The organism is Bradyrhizobium sp. CIR18, from assembly GCF_014198295.1.
Lineage (GTDB): Bacteria > Pseudomonadota > Alphaproteobacteria > Rhizobiales > Xanthobacteraceae > Bradyrhizobium.
This window is the reverse complement of record NZ_JACIHF010000001.1, coordinates 571758-592890: the sequence shown is the minus strand read 5'-3', so window position 1 is coordinate 592890 and position 21133 is coordinate 571758. Positions and strand designations below refer to the sequence as shown.

Below are 21133 nucleotides of genomic sequence, written 5' to 3'. Positions count from 1 at the left end.
GTCAGACCGAGAAGCTGGTCCCGCAGCCGCAGGACGCCGTGGCGTTGGGGTTGTTGACGCGGAACGAAGCGCCGATCAGGTCGTCGACGAAATCGACCTGCGATCCCGCCAGGAACGGCTGCGAGGCGGGATCGACCAGCACCACCGCATTGTCCTGCTCGATCACGAGATCGTCGTCGGTTCGCGCACGGTCGATGTCGAACTTGTACTGGAAACCCGAGCAGCCGCCGCCCTCGACCGAGATGCGCAGCATCGCGCCAGAGCCTTCGCCCTTGAGGATCTCTCCAATCCGGCGTGCGGCGCGGTCACTGATGGTCACGTCGGTCGTCATGGCTCGTCTCCGATAGTCGCGCGGTCATACCAGGTTCACTTGCCAAATTCATTTGGTATCCCGCGTCCGGCATAGTTAAGTGCAAGGATACGCAGAATCAAATGGATAGGGACTAAATTCGTCGTGTCCGTCGGAATGGCTGCCCCCCATGCGCCCTATGCCTGCGATCCCGACCGCAGCCGCGGCCGGCTGGTCGCGGAGCCGCCGAGCCGGACCCGCAGCCCGTTCCGGCGGGATTGCGACCGGGTGATCCATTCCACCGCGTTCCGCCGCCTGAAGTACAAGACCCAGGTGTTCGTGTTCCACGAGGGCGACCATTACCGCACCCGGCTGACCCATTCGCTGGAGGTGGCGCAGATCGCCCGGGCGCTGGCCCGGCAGCTCGGGCTGGACGAGGATCTCACCGAAACCCTGGCGCTGGCCCATGATCTCGGCCATCCCCCGTTCGGCCATGCCGGCGAGCGGGCGCTGGACGCCTGCCTGAAGGAATTTGGCGGCTTCGACCACAACGCCCAGACGCTCCGCGTCGTCGCTTCGCTCGAGCATCGCTATCCTGATTTCGACGGGCTCAACCTGACCTGGGAGTCGCTGGAGGGCATCGTCAAGCACAACGGTCCACTGACCGACCGCGGCGGCGCGCCGGTGGGGCGCTATCGCGAGCAGGGCATTCCCGTCGGAATCGCCGACTACATCAAGACCTACGACCTCGAATTGTGGAGCTTCGCCTCGCTGGAGGCGCAGGTCGCCGCCATCGCCGACGACATCGCCTATGATGCCCACGATATCGACGATGGCCTGCGCGCCGGCCTGTTCCATCTCGACGATCTCAAGGTGATGCCGCTCACGGCTGAGATCATCGCCGAGACCTCAGCGCACTATCCCGATCTCGAGGACCTCAGGCGTGGCGCCGAGCTGGTGCGCGAGCTGATCTCGCACCTGATCGGCGCGGTGTTCGCGCAGGCGCAGAAGAACCTCGCCGCGGTGAAGCCGCAATCGGCCCAGGATGTCCGCCAGCAGAGCCGGGCCCTGGTCGCATTTCCGGCCGAGGTCGCCGAAGAAGAGGCCGCCATCAAGACCTTCCTCTATCAGCACATGTACCGTCACAAGCGGGTGATGCGGGTGATGGGGGAGGCGGAACAGATCCTGTTCGACCTGTTCGCGAAATACCTGAAAGCCCCTAGCGAGCTGCCGCCGGAATGGCTGCTGGGGGCGGAGGCGGATAATGAGGGTGACCGAGCCCGCCGGATCGGCAATTTCATTGCCGGAATGACCGACCGTTTCGCCCTGACCGAGCACCAGCGGCTTTTTGACTCGACCCCGGATTTGCGTTAGGCGGCGGCCATGCCCGACACATCCTCAGCACTGCATTTGTTCGCCGACGTGCTTGCACGCGTGCACGCCGCCTGCCGTACGCTGGCGGCGGAAGCCAACTGGCCCGAGGGCATCGATTTCGCGCGCGTGGTGGTCGAGCCGCCGCGCGATCCCTCCCATGGCGACATGGCGACCAACGCCGCCATGGTGCTGGCGAAAGAGGCCAAGGCAAAGCCCCGCGACCTCGCCGAGCGGATCGCAGAGCGGCTGCGCGCGGACGCGCTGATCGCCAAGGTCGACGTCGCCGGTCCCGGCTTCATCAATCTGACCTTGAGGCCGGCCGCCTGGGCCGAGGCGTTACGGACAGTGCTGCGCGAGGGCGCCGATTACGGCCGGGTCCGCGGCGGGTCCAAGGTCAATGTCGAATACGTCTCTGCCAATCCGACCGGGCCGATGCATGTCGGCCATTGCCGCGGCGCCGTGTTTGGTGACGCGCTGTCGAGCCTGCTCCAGTTCGCGGGCCACGACGTCGCGCGCGAATATTACATCAACGACGCGGGCGCCCAAGTCGACGTGCTCGCGCGCTCCGCGTTCCTCAGGTACCGCGAGGCGCTCGGCGAGGACATCGGTGCGATCCCGGAGGGGCTCTATCCGGGCGACTACCTGAAGCCGGTCGGCGCGGCGCTGGCGAAAGAGCACGGCGACAAGCTCCTCGCGATGAACGAGGCCGGGTGGCTGCCCACGGTGCGCGCCAAGGCGATCGCGATGATGATGGACGAGATCAAGGACGATCTCGCCGCCCTCAACATCCGCCACGATGTGTTTTTCTCGGAGCGCTCGCTGATCGAGACCGGCAACAACAGGGTTGCCGAGACCATCGATTTCCTGAAGGCCAAGGGTGATGTCTACGAAGGCCGCCTGCCGCCGCCGAAGGGCGCGCCGGTCGAGGATTGGGAAGACCGCGAGCAGCTGCTGTTCAAAGCGACGGCTTACGGCGACGACGTCGATCGTCCGCTGATCAAGTCGGACAATTCCTACACCTACTTTGCCGCCGACATCGCCTACCACAAGAACAAGTTCGACCGCGGTTTTGCGGAGATGATCGACGTCTGGGGCGCCGACCATGGCGGCTATATCAAGCGCATGCAGGCGGCGGTGAAGGCGACGACGTCAGGCAAGGGTTCGCTCGACGTCAAGATCGTCCAGCTCGTCAAGCTGCTGCGCAACGGCGAGCCGGTGAAAATGTCCAAGCGGAGCGGGGACTTCGTCACCTTGCGTGAGGTGGTGGATGAGGTCGGCCAGGATGCCGTCCGCTTCATGATGCTCTACCGCAAGAACGACGCGGTGCTCGACTTCGACCTCGCCAAGGTCATGGAACAGTCGCGCGATAACCCGGTGTTCTATGTCCAGTACGGCCACGCCCGCGGCCACTCGATCTTCCGCAACGCGAGAGCGGAGGTGTTCCCGGAACTGCCGGAGGATGCCGGCGAGCGGATCGCCTGGCTCGCTGAGTCGGCGGTGGAACGGCTGTCAGACCCCGTCGAGCTCGACCTGCTCAAGCGGCTCGCAATATTTCCGCGCATGCTGGAAGCTGCCGCCGCGGCCCACGAGCCGCACCGAATTGCCTTTTATCTCTATGATTTAGCCAGCGAATTTCATGCACTTTGGACGAAGGGGCGCGATTTGCCCTATTTACGCTTCATTATCAATAATGATGCAGATCTAACAAAGGCGCGACTGGCCATGGTCCAGGGCGTCGTCTCGGTTCTGGCATCGGGCCTCGCCATCCTCGGCGTCCATGCTCCGAACGAGATGCGGTAGTTTGGGGCGAACTACTTAAGGGGAATATCGGGGGTAACCGGCAGAAGCCGGATCGCTTAGACTTGGTTGAAAGCCTTGTGGGTCGAAAGCCGTGCCTTGGTCGAGGGGCGCGCGGCTTTCCCGAAGGGACGCATCATCACGATGGCCGAACGATATCAGGACAGACCGTTTCCCTCCGATGACTATGGTCGCGGTGGCGCCCAGCATGGCAAGGCGGAAAGCGATCCCTTGGCCGAGCTCGCCCGCCTGATCGGACAGACCGATCCGTTCGCAGCTCAGGGGCGGCCCGGCGCACATCCGCCGGCAGTCCCTGCGCCCGCACAGAGCTATCAGGACGACGACTATCGGCAAGCGGATCGGCAAGACGATTATCAGCAGGACTATGCCGAGCAGGCCCCGCCGGCGCAGCCCGGGCCGCCCTCATGGATGCGGCGCGCCAACGTGCAGCCGCAGCCGGCGCCAGCTCCCGAGCCCGACTATCCCGTGTCCGTGAACCCGGTCCATCCGTTGCACCGCTATTCAGCCCAGCCCGCCGCGCCCGAGCCTGAACTTCACCAGCCGCAGGCTTATCAGGATCATGCCTATCCGGCGCAGTCCTACCAGGATCAGGCCTACCAGCAGGATCAGGCTTCCCAGCAACACGCCTATCAGGAGCCGCATCAGCAGCCCGATCCGGCGCGTTATGACGATGCGCTCTATGGCCGGCTGGAGGCAGGCGAGCAGGACTATCAGCGCGATCCGGCCTATCCCGACGATCCCTACGCGTATCAGAGCGACTATCCGGAGGCGGAGCCCGAAGAGCCCAAGAAGCAGCGCGGCGGCATGATGACGGTCGCAGCGATCCTTGCGCTTGCCGTGGTCGGCACCGGCGCCGCCTTCGCCTACAAGACCTATGTCGGCTCGCCCCGCAGCGGTGAGCCGCCGATCATCAAGGCCGACAACACTCCGACCAAGATCGTGCCTGCGCCGACGGATTCATTGGCCAAGGTGCCGGATCGCATGGTGAGCGGCGATGGCACCGAGAAGATCGTGCCGCGCGAAGAAGCGCCGGTCGACGTCAACGCCAAGGCGGGTGGTCCTCGCGTGGTGTTCCCGCCGCTGAACCAGAACGCGAACCCGCCCTCGGTGGCGAGCGTGTCGCCGTCTGCGGTGCCGCCGCCGAGCACGGGCGCGAGCAACGGCACGATGTCGAACAGTTCACCGCGCCCGATCAGGACTGTCGCCGTGAAGGGCGATCAGACCGATAGCGCCACGCCGCAATCGGCCGCCGCCGCCAAGCCGACGGCTGCGCCGAAGCCTGTTGCCGCGCCCGTGGTGCCGCCGGCACCGCGCAATCCGCCGACTTCGGCCAATGCCAGCGCCAACCAGCCGATGTCGCTGGCGCCGCAATCGGTCCCGGCGGCCGAACCGCCGCAGCGGGTGGCTGCGACCACCCCGACGCAAATCGCGCCCGCCAGCAGCGGCGGTGGCTACATCGTGCAGGTCTCCTCGCAGCAGAGCGAGGATAGCGCGGCCGCGTCGTACCGCGTGCTTCAGAGCAAATATGGCAGCGTGCTCGGCTCCCGTTCGCCGGTGATCAAGCGCGTCGACCTCACCGACAAGGGCAAGGGCGTCGTCTACCGCGCCTTCGCTGGTCCCTATGGTTCGGCCGAGGAGGCGACGCACGCCTGCAACAGCCTGAAGTCTGCAGGCTTGTCCGCCTGCTTCGTCCAGAGGAATTAACGGCCGTTTCCTTGACCCCCTCGCGGGTCAGGGTTAATCGGCCGTTATGAGCACGCGGGCCTTCATTACCGGTGTATCCGGAACGGAACTGACCGCCGTCGAGCGGGAGTTTATCCGCGACCAGCGCCCATGGGGCTTCATCCTCTTCAAGCGCAATGTCGCAACCCCAGCTCAAGTCGCTGCACTGGTTGCGGAATTGCGGACGACGGCGAGTGCCGCCGACGCGCCTGTCCTGATTGATCAGGAGGGCGGACGGGTGCAGCGCCTGGGTCCGCCGCACTGGCCGGTCTACCCGCCGGGCGCCGTTTTCTCGACCTTGTACGACACTGATTCGGCACTCGGGCTCACCGCGGCGCGCTTGTCCGCCCGCCTGATCGCGGCCGATCTTGCCGATCTCGGCATCACCGTGGATTGCCTGCCGCTCGCTGATGTGCCGGTCGAGGGCGCCGATGCGGTCATCGGGAACAGGGCTTATGGCACCGAGCCCGGCAAGGTCGCAGCGATTGCCCGCGCGGTCACCGAGGGCCTGGAGCAGGGCGGCGTGTTGCCGGTCCTCAAGCACATCCCCGGCCATGGCCGGGCCACTGCCGACACCCATTTCAAGCTGCCGACGGTCGATACGCCGAGGGGAGAGCTGGAACGGACCGACTTCGCCGCGTTCAAGCCGCTTTCGGACCTGCCGATGGCCATGACTGCACATGTTGTGTTTAGCGCGGTCGACCCCGCCCATCCGGCGACGACATCTGCGACAATGATTGCTGACGTGATTCGCGGCGCAATCGGGTTCCAGGGTTTGTTAATGAGTGATGACGTGTCGATGAACGCGCTGTCGGGGAATATCGCCGAGCGGACCCGCGCCATCTTCGCGGCCGGCTGCGACATGGCCCTGCATTGCAACGGCAATATCGAGGAGATGCGCGAGGTCGCCGGCCAGACACCTGAGCTGTCGGGCCGGGCGCTGGAGCGGGCGAACGCCGCGCTCGCCGCGCGCAAGGCGCCGCAACCGCTCGACCGCGTCGCCGCACGCACTGAGCTGGACGCATTGATCGCACGGGCAAACACGGCTTCCGCATGACCGCAGAAATTCTATCTTTCGAAACCGGGCGGCCCGCAGAGCTGGCCGAGGGTGAGCCGGCGTTGGTGGTGGACGTCGAGGGCTATGAGGGCCCGCTCGATCTGCTGCTCGCGCTGGCGCGACAGCAGAAGGTCGACCTCGCCAAGATCTCGATCCTGGCGCTGGCCGACCAGTATCTCCACTTCATCGAAGCCGCACGAAAGATCCGGCTCGAGCTTGCCGCCGACTACCTCGTCATGGCGGCATGGCTCGCCTTCCTGAAGTCGCGCCTCTTGCTGCCCGAGCCGCCGAGCGCGGAGGGCCCGAGCGCCGAGCAGATGGCGACCGCGCTCGCCAATCGCCTGCGCCGGCTGGAAGCCATCCGCGAAGCCGCCAACCGGCTGATGAACAGGCAGCAATTGCTGCGCGACATCTTCCCTCGCGGCGAGCCCGAGCAGATCGCCGAGATCAAGCACCCGAAATACACGGCGACGCTGTACGATTTGCTCACTGCCTACGCCTCGCAGCGCCAGTCGCGCGTGCTGGCGAGCGTGCATCTGGCCAAGCGCACGGTCTGGTCGCTCGCCGAGGCGCGCGCCACGCTGGAGCGGCTGGTCGGCAGCATCAGCGAGCAGGACGATTGGGGCGTGCTCGACGATTTCCTGGTCCGGCATGTCGCCGATCCGACGCAGCGCGCGACGGTGTTCGCGTCGAGCTTCGCCGCCGCGCTGGAACTGGTTCGCGAAGGTCAGCTCGAGCTGAACCAGAAAGAGGCGTTTGCGCCCATCTATTTCCGGAAGGGGCGCCCCAAACCGGTGCCGGACGCAGCTCCTGCGCCTGATGCGCCGGTCGGTTAAGTGCAAGAAGGAGAATCTGCCATGGCAAGCCTGGCTGAAGTGCGGATAGAAGAGGCCGAGCCGATGGAGAACGAATCCCAGGCACGTCCCGAGGAATTGCGGCTGCTGGAAGCGCTGCTGTTCGCTTCGAGTGAACCGCTGGATACCGCGACGCTGGCCAAGCGCATGCCCGAGGGCGTCGACGTCAAGGCCGCGCTCGAGCAATTGCAGGCCGACTATTCCTTGCGCGGGGTGAATCTCGTTCGCATCGCCAACAAATGGTCCTTCCGCACGGCGGGTGATCTCGCCTGGCTGATGACGCGGGAGAGCACCGAGACCCGCCGCCTGTCGCGCGCGGCAATCGAGGTGCTGGCGATCATCGCCTATCACCAGCCGGTGACGCGCGCCGAGATCGAGGAGATCCGCGGCGTGGTCACCTCGAAGGGCACGCTCGACGTGCTGCTGGAGACCGGCTGGATCAAGCCGCGCGGCCGCCGCAAGACGCCCGGCCGTCCGCTGACCTTCGGAACCACCGAGGACTTCCTGTCGCAGTTCACCCTGGAACAGCTCGGCGATCTGCCGGGCCTCGAGGAGCTGAAGGGCACGGGCCTGCTGGATTCGCGCCTGCCGACCGGATTCAGCGTGCCGACGCCGTCGGACGACCCGCAGCTCCGCGAGGACGAGGATCCCTTGGAACCGGGCGAGGACCTCGATCTGGCGCTGGCGCCTGCGGTCGAACCCGAGACCCCGGAAGAGGCGCCGCAGGGCGGCAATGAGGGGGGCGGTGAAGGCGGCACCGAAGAGTGAGGCCTTTGCGTTTTACCGGTGCCCTGCGACCGGTTAACACTAGCAAGATTACGTAGTGCCAACAGCGAATTGGCGCTCCCTAGGTCCTTGTTTTTGAGACCTGCCAAGCCTAGGTTTCGGTGAAGATCGGCCGGGTCCCCGGCCATGCGCGTTTGGAGGGTTGCAGGATGGGTTCACTCAGCATTTGGCACTGGATCCTGGTGATCGCAGTGGTCCTGCTGCTGTTCGGCCGCGGCAAGATTTCGGATCTGATGGGCGACGTGGCGCAGGGCATCAAGGCGTTCAAGAAGGGCATGCAGGACGACGACAAGCCCGCCGAGAAGCCCGAGCCGGCCAAGTCCATCGAGCACAATGGTGCGCCGACCGCGGCGCGGTCCGACGTCGGCAGCAAGGCCGTCTGAGCCGGAAGAAGCACGCGAGACGCGGGGTGCGGCCCGATCCTGCGCGCAAGGGATTGGGCCGGCTGCGGCTTCGCGTGAACGGAAGACCTCATGTTCGACATCGGGTGGAGTGAACTGGTCCTGATCGGGGTCGTGGCCCTGATCGCCATCGGCCCGAAAGAGCTGCCGGGCGTGCTGCGCATGGTCGGCCAGTGGATGGGCAAGGCCCGCAAGATGGCCGCCGAATTCCAGGGCCAGTTCCAGGAAGCGATGCGCGAGGCCGAAATGGCCGACCTCAAGAAGAGCTTCGACGAGGTCAAGGAAGCTGCGACCAGCTTCAATCCGCTGACCTCGCTGCAGAAGGACGTCAGCGACGCGCTCCGTGTCGATGCGCTGGACAAGCCGGCAGAGACGTCGACCACAACGGCGGTCGAACCGCCGGTAACACCAACCACCCCGGAAGCGCCGACGCCTGCGACCTTCATTGAAGCCGAGGCGCATGCGGCCGCCAACGAGCCGCTCGCGATCACCCGTGAGGTCGAGCAGGCACCGGTTGCGCAGGACACCGCGCCATCCGAAGCGATCAAGGACGCCAAAGCGTCATGACCGACGCCGATATCGAGGCCAGCAAAGCCCCGCTGATGGACCATCTGATCGAGCTGCGCTCGCGGCTGATCAAGGCGCTGCTCGGCTTTGGCATTGCGTTCATCTTCTGCTTCTTCTTCGCCAAGCAGATATTCAACGTGTTGGTATGGCCATATGTCCTGGCCGTCGGCGACCCCGCAAACGCCAAGCTCATCTACACCGCGTTTCTGGAGTATTTCCTGACCCAGCTGAAGCTGGCGATGTTTGGCGCGGCCTTCATCTCGTTCCCGATCGTGGCGGGGCAGGTCTACATGTTCGTGGCGCCCGGGCTCTACAAGCACGAGAAGCAGGCCTTCCTGCCGTATCTGGTCGCGACGCCGTTCTTTTTCGTGCTGGGTGCGGCGCTGGTCTATTTCGTTGTGTTCCCGATGCTGGCGCGCTTCTCGCTTGGCATGCAGCAACTCGGCAGCGACGAGACCGCAAAGATCGAGCTGTTGCCGAAGGTCGGCGAATATCTGTCGCTGATGATGTCGCTGATCTTTGCCTTCGGCATTGCCTTCCAGCTTCCGGTGATCCTGACGCTGCTTGGCCGCATCGGCATCATCACCTCGAAGATGCTGCGCGAGAAGCGGCGCTATTTCATCGTCATCGCCTTCGTCATCGCGGCCGTGCTGACGCCGCCCGACGTGATCAGCCAGTGCTCGCTGGCGATTCCGCTGATGGCGCTCTATGAGGGCTCGATCATCGCGGTGGCGATGGTGGAGAAGAAGGCCGCCGCCGCGGCGCAGGCCGCCACCGGCACCGACGTGTCGACGCCGGCCAATCCGGCGGAGTAGGGCGCCGCCCCACGCTCCGGTGTCATTCCCCGCCTTGTGCGCAATTGCGCACTGGTGCGGGGAATCCAGTACGCCGCGGCCCCTCGGAGAATCACCACCGTCTCTGGAATACTGGATCATCGGCCTTCGCGGATGATGGCAGCTGTGCTAGGGGACGCGCTGACGTACAACGTTTGCCGTTGTCTGTTTACGCGCCGATCCAGGACCACAGCCATGCACGACATCAAATCGATCCGCGACAATCCGCAAGCCTTCGACGCCGGCCTCGCCCGGCGCGGCCTGAAGCCGTTGTCGGCCTCGCTGCTCGCGATCGACGAGACGCGGCGCGCGGCGATCCTGGCGTCCGAGCAGGCGCAGGCGCGGCGCAACGCGGCGTCCAAGGAGATCGGCGATGCCAAGAAGGCCAAGGACGAGGCGCGCGCGGCCAAGCTGATGGCCGAAGTCGCCGAGCTCAAGACTACGATGCCGCAGCTCGAGGCCGCCGCCAAAGCCGCCGATGAGGAGCTGACCAAAGAGCTGTCCGCGATCCCGAACATTCCGTTCGACGAAGTGCCCGATGGTGTCGACGAGCACGGCAACGTGCAGCACCACGTGTTCGGCAACAAGCGCAACTACAGCTTTGCGCCGAAGCTGCATGACGACCTCGGCACGGCGCTGGGTGACATGGATTTCGAGGCGGCGGCAAAACTCTCCGGCGCGCGGTTCGTCGTGCTGAAGAAGGCGCTGGCGCGGCTCGAGCGCGCGCTCGGACAATTCATGCTGAATCTGCACGTCGACGAGCACGGCTATACCGAGATCAATCCGCCGCTGCTGGTGCGCAACGAGATCATGTTCGGCACCGGCCAATTGCCGAAGTTCGAGGACGATCAGTTCTGGGCGATCAAGGGCGAGCTGCTTGCCTCGCCCGACCAGGAGCGGCTGAGGACTGAGCGCCTCGGCCTGATTCCGACCGCGGAAGTCTCGCTCACCAACCTTGCGCGCGAATCCATTCTTGACGAGAAGCAACTGCCGATGCGGCTCACCGCGCTGACGCCGTGCTTCCGCGCCGAGGCGGGCGCTGCCGGGCGTGACACGCGCGGCATGATCCGCCAGCACCAGTTCACCAAGGTCGAGCTGGTCTCGATCACGACGCCGGAGGAGAGCAAGGACGAGCTGGAGCGGATGCTGTCCTGCGCCGAGCAGGTGCTGCAGCGGCTCGGCCTGCATTATCGCGTGATGACGCTTTGCGCAGGAGATATGGGTTTCTCGTCGCAAAAAACCTATGACATCGAGGTCTGGATGCCGGGGCAGGGCGAGGGCGGGGCATTCCGCGAGATCTCGAGCTGCTCGGTCTGCGGCGACTTCCAGGCACGGCGCATGGATGCGCGCTCGCGCGGTCCCGACGGCAAGCCGCGTTTCGTCCACACGCTGAACGGTTCGGGCACCGCGCTCGGCCGCGCGCTGATCGCCGTGATGGAGACCTATCAGCAGGAGGACGGCTCGATCGCAGTCCCCGACGTGCTGCAGCCCTATATGGGGGGCGTGAAGGTGATCGGGCGCGACTAAAGCGTTTTCGGGCGAAGTGGGTACGGTTCGCGTTAGGAAAACGCGTCAAGACGAGAATCGCGTTGCCCGTCTGAAATGCTGGAAACGATCGGTTGCGAAGATCTGGCGGCCGGCTATCCTGCCGGCCCCGCAACGCGAACCCACCGTTCATGGCCTTGCACCGCGACATCTTCTGGGTCGGCCGACAATGGGCGGTGACGGGGGCGGGCATCCAGGCCGTGGATCAGCGCCTGCGCGGTGTGCTCGACATCGAGAGCGCGCGGCTCTGGGACGAGGATCTCGTGCAGAGCCGGCGGGCCAAGCCCGGTGTGAATGCCGCCGACTTCGACAACGCGCTGACGGTGGCGCGCGAACGCTTTCCGCAGACGCCGGAGCCGGATGCGTTCGTTGCGCAATTGGAGGCGCTCGGCGTGATCGAGGCGCCGATCGTCAGTCCGGCGGTACCCGCGATGGGTCTGCGTGCGGAGGGGCGGCTGGCGCGCTTCCTGCCGCAATGGCGCATCCGCCGGTAGGACGTGGCCGGGAACCTCCGATCAGCCGGTTTGCCTGATCGGCCGGAGCCGGATAAGACCGCTCAGACCCCGTTTTTTTGGAATCGACCCTTCGCATGCGCATTCTCTGTACCAATGACGACGGCATCCACGCCCCCGGCCTCAAGGTCGTGGAGGAGATCGCGCGCGCATTGTCCGACGACGTCTGGGTGGTGGCGCCCGAGCTCGACCAGTCCGGCGTGTCGCATTCGCTGTCGCTGAACGATCCCTTGCGCCTGCGCGAAGTGGGTCCGCGGCACTTTGCCGTGCGCGGCACGCCGACCGACTGCGTCATCATGGGCGCGCGCCATATCCTCGGTGCCAAGCTGCCCGACGTCGTGCTGTCCGGGGTCAACAAGGGCCGCAACGTCGCCGAGGACGTGGTCTATTCCGGCACCATCGCCGGCGCGCTGGAAGGCACTATCCTGGGCTTGCCCTCATTCGCGCTGTCGCAGGAGTTCAGCGTCGAGACCCGCGAGCGCCCGCCGTGGGACACCGCCCGCAAATTCGGGCCCGACATCCTGCGCAAGGTGATTGCCGCGGGCATTCCGAAGGACACCGTCATCAACGTCAATTTCCCGTCCTGCGCGCCCGAGGATGTGCTGGGCATCCGCGTCACGCGCCAGGGCAAGCGCAATCTCGGTTTCCTCAGGATCGATGAGCGCCAGGACGGCCGCGGCAATCCCTATTTCTGGATCGGCTTCGAGCGCGCCGCGATGATGGACACCCCGGCGGACGGCACCGATCTGGCGGCGCTTCGCGAGCGCTATGTATCGGTCACGCCGCTCAGGCTCGACCGTACCAATGAAGCGTTTTCGGAAGAGCTCAGCGCGACGCTGAAATAGCGGCTAGCCGCCGCGAAGTGCGGCTTCGATGGTCTTGCCGAGTGCGTCGAGCTGAAACGGCTTTTGAAGCGCCGGCCGGTCGCGGTACTGCTCGGGCAGGCCGGAGGAGCCGTAACCGGTGGCGAAGATGAACGGGCAGCCCTTCGCCTTGATCACGTCGGCGACCGGCGAAATCACCTTGCCGTTGACGTTGACGTCGAGAATGGCGATGTCGAACTCGGTCGCCTGGGCAAGCCGCATGGCCTCGGTGATGTCGCCAGCCTCAGCTGCGACCTTGTAGCCGAGCTCTTCGAGCATGTCCGCGACCATCATCCTGATCATCACCTCGTCCTCGACGAGAAATACAGAGCGGCCGGAAAGCCCTGTCGCGGTCATAGTTGAGTCCCTTGCCCATTGCCAAAAACGTTCGCAGATAACACGAATTGACGCAATGCGCGTTTCGACGAACGGATACCTGAAAATGGTCATCGCGGCTCGCCCGTGGCAAGCCAATTTGTGGTCAAATGCTCCAGGCGAAGGTTATCATGGGTTCCTGAGCAGGAACACGATTCTTGCGCCCGGGTTTAACGTCCACTGGCCCCGGCAAGACAGCACAAGCAGGCAATGACCTCCCATCAGCATCCGCCGGAAAAGATGATGTTTCAGCTCACGCTGAGGCGTCGGGGCATCAGCGATCAGGCGGTGCTGCGAACCATGGAAGAGGTGCCGCGCGAGCTTTTCGTCGACGAGGCCGATCGCGACGGCGCCTATCGTGACAGCGCGCTGCCGATCGCCTGCGGGCAGACCATCAGCCAGCCCTTCGTCGTGGCCTACATGACCGAGCAGCTCCAGCTCCAGAAGCGGCATCGCGTGCTCGAGATCGGGGCAGGTTCCGGCTATCAGGCCGCCGTGCTGTCGCGGCTCGCCGGCCAGGTCCTGACAGTCGAGCGCTACCGCAAGCTTGCCGACACGGCACGCGCCAGGCTCGAAAAGCTCGATTGTCACAATGTCGAGGTGATGCTCGGCGACGGGCTCAATCTGCCGCCTAATATCGGTCCGTTCGACCGCATCATCGTCACCGCCGCGGTCGAGCAGCTTCCGGACAATTTGGTCGAGCGGCTCGAGGTCGGCGGCATCCTGATCGCGCCGGTCGGCCCGCATCAGGGTGTGCAGACGCTGGTCCGCCTGACCCGCACCGAAGCCGGGATCGAGCGCAAGGAACTCGTCGAGGTCCGCTTCGTGCCGGCACTGCCCGGGGTGGCGCGGGAGCTGTAGATTTCCGGATCGGCTGTGCCGCCAACATCTTATTGGGAGGGTTAAGCCGTTATTTACTCGGCGCGTGTTTACTTAAAACATCAGTTCTGTTGCGTACGAGTGAGTAACCATGTCCGTCGTCGCCGAGTTGCTTTACTCGCGCCGCGTACCGCAGGTCGCGGTGCTGGCGCTGATCTCCTTCAGTTTCGCAGGATGCAGCGCCGACATGTCGTCGCGGCTGTCCCAGTCGAACTTCTCCAACCCCTTCTCCTCTGATCAGACCGGTTCGGTGCAGCAGGCCCCGCCGCCGCAGCAGCGCGAGCTGCCGCAATATTCGCGGCCGCAGACGCAGCCCGGCTATTATCAGTCTCAGCCCTTGCCGCCGCCGGCGGTGTCCGCGCCGCAATCCTATCCCGTCGCGGGTGGTGGTGGCGTGTCCGGAGGGGGGCGCGGCGTCAGCTCCTACGCGCCCCCGACGCAGCCGCATCTTGAGACCACGGCCACCGTTCCGCCGCGCTCCGTTGCCGCGGCTCAGCCGGCCGGAGGCACCAAGATCATCGTCGGCACCAGCGACACGCTCGACGTGCTCGCCAAGCGCTATCGTGTCACGCCGCAGGCGATCCTCGCGGCCAACGGCTACAAGGGGCCGCGTTCGCTCTCGCCCGGCCAGCAGCTGATCATCCCGCATCCGGCCACGGCCGCTGCACCCGCGCCCGCGCTGGCTCCCGTCGCGGCGGCTCCTGCGATGGCGCCTGCAGCCAAGCCGGTTGCGGCCATTGCGGCGCCGCCGAGCACCCACTTCGTCAACCACGGCGACACGCTCGCCAGCATCGCCCGCAAGAACCATATCACGTCGGCCGAGCTCGCCCGTGCCAACGGCCTCGATCCGTCGGCCAAGCTCAAGCTCGGCACCAAGTTGACCGTGCCCGGTGCCAAGACCGCTGCCCTTGCGGCGCCGGTTGCAGCGGCTCCTGTCGGGGCTGCTCCGGTTGTCGGCACGCTCCAGCCGGTTGCCGCCGCTCCCGCGCCCGCCACCAAGATGGCGGCTGTCGCCGCGCCGGTGCAGAGCGCTCGCCTGGCCCAGGCCACGACCAACGTCGAAGAGAAGCCCGCCGAGACCCCGGCGAAAGCTACGGAGACCACCAGCGCGCTGCCGACCTTCCGCTGGCCGGTGCGCGGCAAGGTGGTCACGAGCTACGGCGCCAAGACCAACGGCAAGTCCAATGACGGCATCAATCTCGCGGTGCCCGAGGGAACGCCGGTCAAGGCGGCGGAAGACGGCGTCGTCGCCTATTCCGGCAACGAGCTGAAGGGTTACGGCAATCTGGTCCTGGTTCGGCACTCCAACGGCTACGTCACCGCATATGCCCATGCGAGTGAGCTGATGGTGAAGCGCGGCGATACCATCAAGCGCGGTCAGGTCATTGCCAAGTCGGGTCAATCCGGGGAGGTGGCGTCGCCGCAGCTCCACTTCGAGATCCGCAAGGGATCGAGCCCGGTTGACCCGCTTCAATTCCTGAACGGGGCGTGAGGCGCCGCCAGCCGTCACCACACGAACGGTGTCATCGCCCGCGAAAGCGGGCGATCCAGTATTCAAGAGATAGTTGTGGTTGAGCCGATAGGCTGCGGCGTACTGGATTCCCCGCTCCAGTGCGCAATTGCGCACAAGGCGGGGAATGACAGTTGTGAGTGGGGTGAAAGCCAGCCTTACTTCGCCGTCAGCTTCACGCCCAGCCGGCCCGCCAGCTCCTGCACGAACTGCCAGGCGACGCGGCCCGAGCGGGAGCCGCGGGTGGTCGACCATTCCAGCGCCTCGCGCTCCAGCGCCTCATCGTCGACCTCAATGCCGAAATGGCTGCAATAGCCGCGCACCATGGCGAGGTATTCGTCCTGGCTGCAGCGGTGGAAGCCGAGCCACAGGCCGAAGCGATCCGACAGCGAGACCTTCTCTTCGACCGCTTCGCCGGGATTGATCGCGGTCGAGCGCTCGTTCTCGATCATGTCGCGCGCCAGCAGATGGCGGCGGTTGGAGGTGGCGTAGAGGATGACGTTCTCGGGCCGGCCCTCGATGCCGCCTTCGAGCACGGCCTTCAACGATTTGTAGGACGCGTCGTTGCCGTCGAAGGAGAGGTCGTCGATGAACACGATGAAGTGGAAGCTGGCGTCCCGGAGCTTCTCCATCAGCATCGGCAGCGTTTCGATGTCCTCGCGGTGGATCTCGATCAGCTTCAGCCTGTCCGCCGGCTTTCGCTCCGCGTTGATGCTGGCATGCGCCGCCTTGACCAGCGACGACTTGCCCATGCCGCGCGCGCCCCAGAGCAGCGCGTTGTTGGCGGGCAGGCCGTTGGCGAAGCGCTCGGTGTTCTCCATCAGGATGTCGCGCATGCGGTCGACGCCCTTGAGCAGGAACAGCTCGACGCGGCTGACCCGCGGCACGGCGGCGAGGCGGCCGTCGGGGTGCCAGACATAGGCATCGGCCTGCTTGAACGACTCGCGTTCGAGGGCCGGCTTGCCCTGGGCGGAGAGGTGCGCCGCAATGGTCTCCAGCGCGCGGACCATGCGCTCCTGGGAGAGGTCTGGGGCTGCCTCGAGGGCTGCCTTGACGGCCCCCTTGGGGCGTTTTGCCGCGACGGGGGCGGGCTTGCGGGCAGGGGTGCGGGGGCCTTTGCCGGCCGGGCTTTTGCTGAGGTTTTTTGGCATGTCCGAAGTTCCTGAGAACGCAGCCTTATCGGGCCTGACGGCGCGCCGCAAGGTGGGTCAAAAGGGCAGTCTGGCAGCGTTGCAATTGGGGCAATGGCCGCTATAGTCCGCGCGAATTTGACCGAACCGGTCGCCTTTGAGGGCCTGACCGGCTTTCCCCCGTTCTCACGAGGATCGTCCGAATGCTGATTACCCCTGCGTATGCCCAGGCCGCGGGCGCCGGCGACACCAACAGCATGTTGATGTCGCTGCTGCCGTTCGCCCTGATCTTCGTGATCATGTATTTCCTGATTCTGCGTCCGCAGCAGAAGAAGGTCCGTGATCACGCCGACCTCGTGAAGAATATCCGCCGCGGCGACACCGTGGTGACCTCGGGCGGCCTCGTCGGCAAGGTCACCAAGGTCGTGGACGACGACCAGATCGAGTTCGAGATTTCCGACGGCGTGCGTGTGCGGCAGATGCGCCAGATGATCTCGGGCGTGCGCGCCAAGGGCGAGCCGGCGAAGGAATCCAAGGATAGCAAGGAAGCCGCCAAGGACGACGCCGCCTCGAAGTGAGCGTGTCCGCGAGCATCTCAAGTCTCCTGATCTGACAGGTCCAGTCGATGTTGTATTTCACGCGGTGGAAGGCGCTCGGGATCATCCTGACGGCGCTGATCGTGTGCCTCTGCGCGGTCCCGAACTTCTTCCCCGAGTCGCAGGTCAAGACCTGGCCGGCCTGGGCGCAGCGCCGGCTCGTGCTCGGCCTCGACCTCCAGGGCGGCTCCTACCTGCTGCTCGAGGTCGATTCCAACTACGTGAAGAAGGAACGGCTCGACCAGATCCGCGACGACGTTCGCCGCACGCTGCGCGATGCCAAGATCGGTTTCACCGGCGGCGTCACCGTGCGCAACGACGCGGTCGAGGTTCGCATCACCAAGGAAACTGACGCTCAGGCTGCGCTCGCCAAGCTGCGCGAACTGTCTCAGCCGCTGGGCGGCCTGATGGGATCCAGCGGTCAGCGCGACCTCGAGGTGACCGATGCCGGCGGCGGGGTGATCCGCCTGAGCGTCCCGCAGGCTGCGATCCTCGATCGCCTGCGCAAGACCATCGAGCAGTCGATCCAGATCGTCGAACGCCGCGTCAACGAGCTCGGCACCGTCGAGCCCGTGATCCAGCGCCAGGGCAATGACCGCATCCTGGTGCAGGTCCCCGGCCTTCAGGACCCGACCCGCCTGAAGGAACTGCTGGGCAGGACCGCGAAGATGGAATTCCGGATGGTCGATACCTCCGTGCCGCCGGATCAGGCGCAAGCGGGCAGGTTGCCGCCGGAATCCGAACTGCTGATGAGCGCCTCGCCGCCGCCGACGCCCTATGTGGTCAAGAAGCAGGTGCTGGTCGCCGGTGGCGATCTGACCGATGCCCAGGCGAGCTTCGACCAGCGAACGGGCGAGCCGGTCGTCAGCTTCAAGTTCAATACCTCGGGTGCGCGCAAATTCTCGCAGGCCACGCAGGAGAACGTCGGCCTGCCGTTCGCCATCGTGCTGGACAACAAGGTGATCTCGGCGCCCGTCATCCGCGAGCCCATCACCGGCGGCCAGGGCCAGATCTCCGGCAGCTTCACCGTGCAATCGGCCAACGATCTGGCGATCCTGCTGCGCGCCGGCGCGCTGCCGGCGCCGCTGACGGTGGTCGAGGAGCGCACCGTCGGTCCGGGCCTCGGCCAGGACTCGATCGAGAAGGGCGAGCTCGCGGCCTATGTCGGCTCGATCCTCGTCATCATCTTCATGCTGCTGACCTACCGGCTGTTCGGGGTGTTCGCCAACATCGCCGTGGCCATCAACGTCGCCATGATCTTCGGCCTGTTGTCCCTGCTCAACGCAACGCTGACGCTGCCCGGCATCGCCGGCATCGTGCTCACCGTCGGTATCGCCGTGGACTCCAACGTGCTGATCTACGAGCGCATCCGTGAGGAGCTGCGCGGCGGCCGCAACGCGATCTCGGCGATCGACGCCGGCTTCAAGCGGGCGCTCGCGACCATCCTCGATTCCAACATCACCACCTTCATTGCCGCCGCGGTGCTGTTCTACATCGGCACCGGCCCGGTGCGCGGCTTCGCCGTGACGCTCGGTATCGGCATCATCACCACGGTGTTCACCGCCTTCACCATGACCCGGCTGATCGTGGCCTGGTGGGTGCGGTGGAAGCGGCCGCAGAGCGTGCCGATCTAGGAGCCTGATCGTGACTCACACCGTTCTCATCGGGCTCGGCGTCCTCATCGCCATTCTCACTGTGGTCGCAGCCCTCGGCCTGTTGCCGTCGTTGCGGATCGTCCCGGACAACACGCATTTCGACTTCACGCGTTTCCGCCGGATCAGCTTCCCGATTTCGGCAGTGCTGTCGATCGTAGCGATTACGCTGTTCTTCACCCATGGGCTAAATCTGGGCATCGACTTCAAGGGCGGCACGCTGCTCGAGGTCAAGGCAAAGTCCGGCACCGCTGACATCGCGGCGATGCGCACCAAGCTCGACGCGCTGGGACTGGGCGAAGTCCAATTGCAGGAGTTCGGCGGCCCTGAGAACGTCCTGATCCGCGTTGCGGAACAGCCGGGCGGCGACGCCGCCCAGCAGGCTGCGCTGCAAAAGCTTCGTGGCGCGCTCGGCGACAGCGTCGACATCCAGCGTACGGAGGTGCTTGGCCCGCGCGTCGCCGGCGAGCTGCTCGCCTACGGCATGCTCGGCCTGATGCTCGCGATCATCTCGATCCTGATCTATCTCTGGTTCCGGTTCGAATGGCAGTTCGCGCTTGGCGCCATGATCGCCAACGTGCACGACATCGTGCTCACGATCGGCTTCATGTCGATCAGCCAGGTCGATTTCGACCTGACCAGCATCGCCGCGCTGTTGACCATTCTGGGCTATTCGCTCAACGACACCGTCGTCATCTACGACCGCATCCGTGAAATGCTGCGTCGCTACAAGAAGATGCCGATGCCGCAGCTGCTCAACGAGTCCATCAACTCGACGCTGTCGCGCTCGATCATCACCCACTTCACGGTGACGTTGGCGCTGCTGGCGCTGCTCCTGTTCGGCGGTCACGCCATCCACAGCTTCACCGCGGTGATGATGTTCGGCGTGGTGCTGGTCGGCACCTATACCTCGATCTTCATCGCGGCGCCGATCCTGATCTATCTCGGCGTTGGCGAGCATCGCGAGGATGCGCCCGATACGGCTACGCCGGCGAAGAAAAGCAAGGCATGATCCGAACCGCATGCCCTCGCAGGCGTTTGCGAGGGCAGTAAGCCCATTCGGACGAAGCTCATGGCCGGCGATCCCAACGCACCGCATTTCCCGCGCTCGGCGCCGATCGAGGCCTATGGCAAGGGCGGCTTCGCCTTCGCAGGCATGTCGCATCGGGGCTCGCTGTTGTGCCTGCCCGACGCGATCTGGGCCTGGGACGTGACGGATCCCGCGAGGATCGACCGCTATTCGCTGGACCGGGTCTTCACGGCCGCCAACAGCATCGACACCCTGCTGATCGGCACCGGAACCGGGGTCTGGCTGCCGCCGCCGGCGCTGCGGCAGGCGCTCAAGGCGGTAAGGGTGGTGCTGGATACGATGCAGACCGGTCCCGCCGTGCGCACCTACAACATCATGATCGGCGAACGGCGGCGGGTTGCCGCTGCGCTGATCGCGGTGCCATGAACAGCACATGAGCAGCGCCGCGCCGTCGCCCGATTCGGTCACTTTCTGCGCCGATCTCGTGCGCAGCCATGACTTTCCGCGCTATGCCGCGACACTGTTCGCGCCTGCCGCCGAGCGCCGTGCGCTGCTGGCGCTCTATGCCTTCAATGTCGAGATCGTCCGCGTCCGCGACCAGGTGAGCCAGCCCTTGCCCGGCGAAATCCGCTTTCAATGGTGGACCGATCTGTTTTCCGGCCTGGTGCACGGCAGTGCCGAGGGCAATCCCGTGGCGGCGGAGCTGCTGCGTGCGATCCGCGAGTTCGACTTGCCGGTCGAGCCGCTGTCGCTGCTCGTCGACGAGCACCAGTTCGACCTCTACAACGATCCGATGCCGACCATGGCGGCGCTGGAGGGCTATCTGGCCGCGACCTCGTCGGCGTTGTTTGGTCAGGCGGCGCAGGTCCTGGGGCCGCCGTCGGGGGCGGTCGAACATCTCGCCCGTCATGCGGGATTGGCGCAGGGCATCGTGCAAATCATCGCGAACCTGCCGCGCGATGCGTCGCGCCGGCAGCTATTCCTGCCGCAACAGGTGCTGGCGAGCCATGGCTGCCAGATGGAGGACGTGTTCGCTGGCAAGGAGACGGCGAGCCTCCGCGCCGTACTGGAGCAGCTTGCAGGCGAGGCGCAGCAGCATTTGACCACGGCCTTGTCGCTGCTGGCGGACGTTCCGGTGCAGGCGCGTCCGGCGTTTCTGCCGCTGAGCCAGGTCAGGGCCGATCTCAAGCGCCTGTCGCAGCCCGGCCGCGATCCGTTTGCGCCGCAGCCGACGTCGCGGCTGCGTACGCTCTGGACATTGTGGCGGGCTTCACGTTCCCGGGAATTTACCAAATAGCGGCTGGCTTATCGCCTCGAACCGCCGGATGCTCTATGCTGTC

The 21133-nt window shown here is 65.5% G+C and carries 22 protein-coding genes; 19 read left to right on the top strand and 3 right to left on the bottom strand.

Features of this window, described 5'->3' with window-relative positions; translation table 11 throughout:
* Position 1: 1 nt before the first annotated feature.
* Positions 2 to 331, bottom strand: a complete 330-nt coding sequence (gene erpA, locus GGD65_RS02930; protein WP_018317867.1) for an iron-sulfur cluster insertion protein ErpA — start codon at positions 329 to 331, stop codon at positions 2 to 4.
* A 135-nt stretch (positions 332 to 466) separates the two neighbouring features.
* On the opposite strand from erpA, the gene GGD65_RS02925 reads away from it, so the two are divergent.
* The 12 genes from GGD65_RS02925 to surE all read left to right on the top strand — a co-directional run bounded on the left by GGD65_RS02925 (position 467) and on the right by surE (position 12603).
* A complete protein-coding gene (locus tag GGD65_RS02925; protein WP_049814859.1) occupies positions 467 to 1663 on the top strand; it encodes a deoxyguanosinetriphosphate triphosphohydrolase in 1197 nt (398 codons plus the stop codon).
* A 9-nt stretch (positions 1664 to 1672) separates the two neighbouring features.
* Entirely contained in the window at positions 1673 to 3463 is a 1791-nt protein-coding gene (gene argS / locus GGD65_RS02920; RefSeq protein ID WP_183234358.1) for an arginine--tRNA ligase, read from the top strand.
* 141 nt (positions 3464 to 3604) lie between these two features.
* Positions 3605 to 5185, top strand: a complete 1581-nt coding sequence (locus tag GGD65_RS02915) for an SPOR domain-containing protein (protein WP_183234357.1) — start codon at positions 3605 to 3607, stop codon at positions 5183 to 5185.
* 46 nt (positions 5186 to 5231) lie between these two features.
* Complete coding sequence (gene nagZ, locus GGD65_RS02910; RefSeq protein WP_179736572.1) at positions 5232 to 6260, top strand: beta-N-acetylhexosaminidase; 1029 nt, start codon at positions 5232 to 5234, stop codon at positions 6258 to 6260.
* A complete protein-coding gene (locus GGD65_RS02905; protein ID WP_018317872.1) occupies positions 6257 to 7096 on the top strand; it encodes a ScpA family protein in 840 nt (279 codons plus the stop codon). Before nagZ ends, GGD65_RS02905 begins: the two co-directional genes overlap by 4 nt.
* 21 nt (positions 7097 to 7117) lie before the next feature.
* Positions 7118 to 7882, top strand: coding sequence for an SMC-Scp complex subunit ScpB (gene scpB, locus GGD65_RS02900; RefSeq protein ID WP_177237162.1), 765 nt, complete (start codon positions 7118 to 7120; stop codon positions 7880 to 7882).
* A 167-nt stretch (positions 7883 to 8049) separates the two neighbouring features.
* On the top strand, positions 8050 to 8283 hold the full coding sequence (locus tag GGD65_RS02895; protein WP_018317874.1) for a twin-arginine translocase TatA/TatE family subunit: 234 nt from the start codon (positions 8050 to 8052) through the stop codon (positions 8281 to 8283).
* Positions 8284 to 8373: 90 nt separating this feature from the next.
* Positions 8374 to 8868 (top strand): Sec-independent protein translocase protein TatB, encoded by a 495-nt coding sequence (gene tatB / locus GGD65_RS02890; protein ID WP_018317875.1) that lies wholly within the window; start codon positions 8374 to 8376, stop codon positions 8866 to 8868.
* Positions 8865 to 9683, top strand: coding sequence for a twin-arginine translocase subunit TatC (gene tatC / locus GGD65_RS02885; RefSeq protein WP_018317876.1), 819 nt, complete (start codon positions 8865 to 8867; stop codon positions 9681 to 9683). Before tatB ends, tatC begins: the two co-directional genes overlap by 4 nt.
* 213 nt (positions 9684 to 9896) lie before the next feature.
* Positions 9897 to 11228 (top strand): serine--tRNA ligase, encoded by a 1332-nt coding sequence (gene serS / locus GGD65_RS02880; RefSeq protein ID WP_183234356.1) that lies wholly within the window; start codon positions 9897 to 9899, stop codon positions 11226 to 11228.
* 149 nt (positions 11229 to 11377) lie between these two features.
* Positions 11378 to 11740 carry a hypothetical protein gene (locus GGD65_RS02875; protein ID WP_183234355.1) on the top strand — a complete coding sequence of 121 codons (363 nt, stop codon included), beginning with the start codon at positions 11378 to 11380 and terminating at the stop codon, positions 11738 to 11740.
* A gap of 95 nt (positions 11741 to 11835) precedes the next feature.
* Positions 11836 to 12603 carry a 5'/3'-nucleotidase SurE gene (gene surE, locus GGD65_RS02870; RefSeq protein WP_018317879.1) on the top strand — a complete coding sequence of 256 codons (768 nt, stop codon included), beginning with the start codon at positions 11836 to 11838 and terminating at the stop codon, positions 12601 to 12603.
* A 3-nt stretch (positions 12604 to 12606) separates the two neighbouring features.
* Here surE and GGD65_RS02865 read toward each other — a convergent pair whose 3' ends face one another.
* The gene (locus GGD65_RS02865; RefSeq protein WP_008547195.1) at positions 12607 to 12978 is read right to left on the bottom strand and encodes a response regulator; all 372 of its coding nucleotides are present in this window, start codon (positions 12976 to 12978) and stop codon (positions 12607 to 12609) included.
* A 228-nt stretch (positions 12979 to 13206) separates the two neighbouring features.
* Here GGD65_RS02865 and GGD65_RS02860 point away from each other — a divergent pair, with 228 nt between their 5' ends.
* Together GGD65_RS02860 and GGD65_RS02855 are read left to right on the top strand one after the other, a co-directional pair.
* Positions 13207 to 13857, top strand: coding sequence for a protein-L-isoaspartate(D-aspartate) O-methyltransferase (locus GGD65_RS02860; RefSeq protein WP_018317880.1), 651 nt, complete (start codon positions 13207 to 13209; stop codon positions 13855 to 13857).
* A gap of 109 nt (positions 13858 to 13966) precedes the next feature.
* Positions 13967 to 15367, top strand: coding sequence for a LysM peptidoglycan-binding domain-containing M23 family metallopeptidase (locus tag GGD65_RS02855; RefSeq protein ID WP_183234354.1), 1401 nt, complete (start codon positions 13967 to 13969; stop codon positions 15365 to 15367).
* A gap of 176 nt (positions 15368 to 15543) precedes the next feature.
* Here GGD65_RS02855 and GGD65_RS02850 read toward each other — a convergent pair whose 3' ends face one another.
* Entirely contained in the window at positions 15544 to 16536 is a 993-nt protein-coding gene (locus GGD65_RS02850) for an ATP-binding protein (RefSeq protein WP_183234353.1), read from the bottom strand.
* A gap of 182 nt (positions 16537 to 16718) precedes the next feature.
* Here GGD65_RS02850 and yajC point away from each other — a divergent pair, with 182 nt between their 5' ends.
* Genes yajC through GGD65_RS02825 form a run of 5 tightly spaced genes read left to right on the top strand, consistent with a single transcriptional unit; the run spans position 16719 to position 21090 of the window.
* Positions 16719 to 17093, top strand: coding sequence for a preprotein translocase subunit YajC (yajC, locus tag GGD65_RS02845; RefSeq protein ID WP_014495068.1), 375 nt, complete (start codon positions 16719 to 16721; stop codon positions 17091 to 17093).
* A 47-nt stretch (positions 17094 to 17140) separates the two neighbouring features.
* Positions 17141 to 18745, top strand: a complete 1605-nt coding sequence (gene secD, locus GGD65_RS02840; protein ID WP_018317883.1) for a protein translocase subunit SecD — start codon at positions 17141 to 17143, stop codon at positions 18743 to 18745.
* Between the two features lie 10 nt (positions 18746 to 18755).
* Positions 18756 to 19775, top strand: a complete 1020-nt coding sequence (gene secF / locus GGD65_RS02835; RefSeq protein ID WP_018317884.1) for a protein translocase subunit SecF — start codon at positions 18756 to 18758, stop codon at positions 19773 to 19775.
* 60 nt (positions 19776 to 19835) lie between these two features.
* The gene (locus GGD65_RS02830) at positions 19836 to 20219 is read left to right on the top strand and encodes an Mth938-like domain-containing protein (protein WP_018317885.1); all 384 of its coding nucleotides are present in this window, start codon (positions 19836 to 19838) and stop codon (positions 20217 to 20219) included.
* A gap of 7 nt (positions 20220 to 20226) precedes the next feature.
* Positions 20227 to 21090 carry a phytoene/squalene synthase family protein gene (locus GGD65_RS02825; protein WP_183234352.1) on the top strand — a complete coding sequence of 288 codons (864 nt, stop codon included), beginning with the start codon at positions 20227 to 20229 and terminating at the stop codon, positions 21088 to 21090.
* Positions 21091 to 21133 lie beyond the last annotated feature (43 nt).

Coding starts and splice junctions, on each gene's coding strand:
- erpA (WP_018317867.1), bottom strand. CDS start 331: ATGACGACCGACGTGACCATCAGTGACCGCGCCGCACGCCGGATTGGA.
- GGD65_RS02925 (WP_049814859.1), top strand. CDS start 467: ATGGCTGCCCCCCATGCGCCCTATGCCTGCGATCCCGACCGCAGCCGC.
- argS (WP_183234358.1), top strand. CDS start 1,673: ATGCCCGACACATCCTCAGCACTGCATTTGTTCGCCGACGTGCTTGCA.
- GGD65_RS02915 (WP_183234357.1), top strand. CDS start 3,605: ATGGCCGAACGATATCAGGACAGACCGTTTCCCTCCGATGACTATGGT.
- nagZ (WP_179736572.1), top strand. CDS start 5,232: ATGAGCACGCGGGCCTTCATTACCGGTGTATCCGGAACGGAACTGACC.
- GGD65_RS02905 (WP_018317872.1), top strand. CDS start 6,257: ATGACCGCAGAAATTCTATCTTTCGAAACCGGGCGGCCCGCAGAGCTG.
- scpB (WP_177237162.1), top strand. CDS start 7,118: ATGGCAAGCCTGGCTGAAGTGCGGATAGAAGAGGCCGAGCCGATGGAG.
- GGD65_RS02895 (WP_018317874.1), top strand. CDS start 8,050: ATGGGTTCACTCAGCATTTGGCACTGGATCCTGGTGATCGCAGTGGTC.
- tatB (WP_018317875.1), top strand. CDS start 8,374: ATGTTCGACATCGGGTGGAGTGAACTGGTCCTGATCGGGGTCGTGGCC.
- tatC (WP_018317876.1), top strand. CDS start 8,865: ATGACCGACGCCGATATCGAGGCCAGCAAAGCCCCGCTGATGGACCAT.
- serS (WP_183234356.1), top strand. CDS start 9,897: ATGCACGACATCAAATCGATCCGCGACAATCCGCAAGCCTTCGACGCC.
- GGD65_RS02875 (WP_183234355.1), top strand. CDS start 11,378: ATGGCCTTGCACCGCGACATCTTCTGGGTCGGCCGACAATGGGCGGTG.
- surE (WP_018317879.1), top strand. CDS start 11,836: ATGCGCATTCTCTGTACCAATGACGACGGCATCCACGCCCCCGGCCTC.
- GGD65_RS02865 (WP_008547195.1), bottom strand. CDS start 12,978: ATGACCGCGACAGGGCTTTCCGGCCGCTCTGTATTTCTCGTCGAGGAC.
- GGD65_RS02860 (WP_018317880.1), top strand. CDS start 13,207: ATGACCTCCCATCAGCATCCGCCGGAAAAGATGATGTTTCAGCTCACG.
- GGD65_RS02855 (WP_183234354.1), top strand. CDS start 13,967: ATGTCCGTCGTCGCCGAGTTGCTTTACTCGCGCCGCGTACCGCAGGTC.
- GGD65_RS02850 (WP_183234353.1), bottom strand. CDS start 16,536: ATGCCAAAAAACCTCAGCAAAAGCCCGGCCGGCAAAGGCCCCCGCACC.
- yajC (WP_014495068.1), top strand. CDS start 16,719: ATGCTGATTACCCCTGCGTATGCCCAGGCCGCGGGCGCCGGCGACACC.
- secD (WP_018317883.1), top strand. CDS start 17,141: ATGTTGTATTTCACGCGGTGGAAGGCGCTCGGGATCATCCTGACGGCG.
- GGD65_RS02830 (WP_018317885.1), top strand. CDS start 19,836: ATGGCCGGCGATCCCAACGCACCGCATTTCCCGCGCTCGGCGCCGATC.
- GGD65_RS02825 (WP_183234352.1), top strand. CDS start 20,227: ATGAGCAGCGCCGCGCCGTCGCCCGATTCGGTCACTTTCTGCGCCGAT.